Origin of the sequence: Yersinia pekkanenii (genome assembly GCF_001152565.1) — a bacterium.
Lineage (GTDB): Bacteria > Pseudomonadota > Gammaproteobacteria > Enterobacterales > Enterobacteriaceae > Yersinia > Yersinia pekkanenii.
Map to the genome: position 1 here is coordinate 1 of NZ_CQAZ01000151.1, position 1914 is coordinate 1914.

Below are 1914 nucleotides of genomic sequence, written 5' to 3' on the forward strand. Positions count from 1 at the left end.
CCTGATGGCTAACAATCGTATGATGGTAAATATCAGACATGGTTATGCCCTCCGGTAAGCGTGAATTCAGCAATGAAGCGCACCAGTGGCACAGTGCAAGGGGCTGGATATCCGTCACGACTGAATGTGACACGGTTAAAAGCAACGTTTTGTACAGTGACCGGTAGGCCGTGATTGTCGCTGTAGCGGTCATTAGGCATAGGCTCACGCATGTTCGCCCCTCCCCGTTTTATATTGATGCGCAGCGGCATGGCGGCGTTCTCGGTCATGATCGACATATTCGCAACCCACCGACTCAGCTTCACGGCCAACATTATCAATGGTTTCCTGTGCTCTGTAAGAGATGAGCGTTAGCGCGTCTGCCACCTTGTCTATGTGGTGGTAGCATTCCGGTGATTCCATCCAGTGCAACAACAGATCAGTAATGGCTACGATTTCAGACAACGCTTGCCGTGACAGACAATCCATATCTTTGACGGCACCGCTCAGTCTGTTTATCTGCTCATTAGGCTTTAGTTCACGCATGGCTGATCTCCTCGCCAGAAAGGTTGATCAGGTACTCGGTCACTGAGTCGGCATACCCCGAAGACATTTCAAGCAGTAATTCAACTTCATGGCCCGGAAGCTCTACCCAAGAATGATGAAGTGCACGAATGACCGCGCTTGCTTTTTGTGCCTGCTGGAGGGTTACCATAGCCACCGCCATTTCTGATTTACGCATGACGTCCCTCCCCCATTAGTGGGATCAGTGTGTTATTGGCCCTTTCTAATGCATTAAGCGCCGCCTCTAAAGCGTTACCAGAAGCCGTGCCTTCTAGCTCACGACAGGCCAATTTAATGATCGCAATCGCATGACAATTTTCTGTATGGACGGTTTCTAAAGGGGTTAGCTCAGACATGGCGCACCTCCATTAAATCGAACACAACTACACCGCTACGGTGGTCAGAGACGGAACACTCAGTACGGATTTTTGCGGCAAAGGTCAGCGACCATGCAGGGAAAAGCTCACGGGCTTCCGTTTCTGTGTCAGCTTCGGTACGTAATACAATGGGGGTGCAGTTAGGTGTATTGGTTGGGGTGCCAATAAACAACCAGGTGAATTTAGAACGTGTGGTATTTAGGGTGTAAGCAGTCCGCCCACTTATGGGTGTGATATGATTCTTCATAGCTACCTCGATACTTAATCTATCGTTGGTGGTAAGAGGCCCGGTTAGTGGTGAGACACTTCCGGGCTTCGTTATTTTAAGGTGTATGTCACCTTGGCTTTTAACGCTACACTCAAGTGAAATACACTTCAAGCCTTTTTTTATTATTATTTTTGCGTATACTGACATACACCTAACGTATGGAGATCCAGTAATGGCAACGGGTGCAAAGAACGCAAAATCACAAATGACAACTGTTCGAATTCCACATGAAGTAATGGTAGATATTGAGCAGCTAAAGGAAGATGGAGAGAGTACTGCTGGCTTTCTCGTAACGGCAGCTAAAGGCGAGATCAAACGCCGCCAGCGCAAGAAAGCAAAGCTGACTGATTGATTTTGTTTCGAGGGTGGTATTTCCCCTTCGGCTAAGCCGGAATTCCTTCTTTGGGTGTCAGCCATTGGCGTAGACTCCCCACACTGGGGAAAATCCGACATATTAATAGGTTGGGGTCTATCCAGATTTGGAGACACCCACCAGCCAGCGAATGATTTTAAATACGTGGAATTTCCGGTGTGCGGAGATTTCCGCGTATCTCGGTTGAACTGCGCCAATGGCGCGGTTAAAAATCCACCAGCAAAATCCAGCGAATCTGTAGAGATTAAGCCCTTCGTTGAATATAGGGCATTGACCTGATCGATCAGTATGATAATCTGGCTTGGCTTAATTTTTCTGTAGTTACATTGGCGGCCTTGCAGGGCCGCTTTTGT

6 protein-coding genes are annotated in these 1914 nt (G+C 48.1%); 1 reads left to right on the forward strand and 5 read right to left on the reverse strand.

The annotated features are described in order from the left end of the window. Positions 1 to 32: 32 nt before the first annotated feature. Genes AEP37_RS23495 through AEP37_RS26765 form a run of 5 tightly spaced genes read right to left on the reverse strand, consistent with a single transcriptional unit; the run spans position 33 to position 1167 of the window. Positions 33 to 212, reverse strand: coding sequence for a DUF4222 domain-containing protein (locus AEP37_RS23495; RefSeq protein WP_049615594.1), 180 nt, complete (start codon positions 210 to 212; stop codon positions 33 to 35). Continuing rightward, complete coding sequence (locus AEP37_RS23500; protein ID WP_049615595.1) at positions 205 to 525, reverse strand: hypothetical protein; 321 nt, start codon at positions 523 to 525, stop codon at positions 205 to 207. The genes AEP37_RS23495 and AEP37_RS23500 overlap by 8 nt, the downstream gene beginning before the upstream one ends. Continuing rightward, positions 518 to 721, reverse strand: coding sequence for a hypothetical protein (locus AEP37_RS23505; RefSeq protein WP_049615596.1), 204 nt, complete (start codon positions 719 to 721; stop codon positions 518 to 520). The genes AEP37_RS23500 and AEP37_RS23505 overlap by 8 nt, the downstream gene beginning before the upstream one ends. Next, positions 714 to 899, reverse strand: coding sequence for a hypothetical protein (locus AEP37_RS23510; RefSeq protein WP_049615597.1), 186 nt, complete (start codon positions 897 to 899; stop codon positions 714 to 716). Before AEP37_RS23510 ends, AEP37_RS23505 begins: the two co-directional genes overlap by 8 nt. Next, entirely contained in the window at positions 892 to 1167 is a 276-nt protein-coding gene (locus AEP37_RS26765) for a host cell division inhibitor Icd-like protein (RefSeq protein ID WP_049615598.1), read from the reverse strand. The genes AEP37_RS23510 and AEP37_RS26765 overlap by 8 nt, the downstream gene beginning before the upstream one ends. Positions 1168 to 1360: 193 nt before the next feature. On the opposite strand from AEP37_RS26765, the gene AEP37_RS26770 reads away from it, so the two are divergent. Next, positions 1361 to 1540 (forward strand): YlcI/YnfO family protein, encoded by a 180-nt coding sequence (locus tag AEP37_RS26770; RefSeq protein WP_048618052.1) that lies wholly within the window; start codon positions 1361 to 1363, stop codon positions 1538 to 1540. Positions 1541 to 1914 lie beyond the last annotated feature (374 nt).

Bases quoted from the DNA above. Each gene is read 5' to 3' on its own strand.
- AEP37_RS23495 (WP_049615594.1), bottom strand. From the start codon at position 212: ATGCGTGAGCCTATGCCTAATGACCGCTACAGCGACAATCACGGCCTA.
- AEP37_RS23500 (WP_049615595.1), bottom strand. From the start codon at position 525: ATGCGTGAACTAAAGCCTAATGAGCAGATAAACAGACTGAGCGGTGCC.
- AEP37_RS23505 (WP_049615596.1), bottom strand. From the start codon at position 721: ATGCGTAAATCAGAAATGGCGGTGGCTATGGTAACCCTCCAGCAGGCA.
- AEP37_RS23510 (WP_049615597.1), bottom strand. From the start codon at position 899: ATGTCTGAGCTAACCCCTTTAGAAACCGTCCATACAGAAAATTGTCAT.
- AEP37_RS26765 (WP_049615598.1), bottom strand. From the start codon at position 1,167: ATGAAGAATCATATCACACCCATAAGTGGGCGGACTGCTTACACCCTA.
- AEP37_RS26770 (WP_048618052.1), top strand. From the start codon at position 1,361: ATGGCAACGGGTGCAAAGAACGCAAAATCACAAATGACAACTGTTCGA.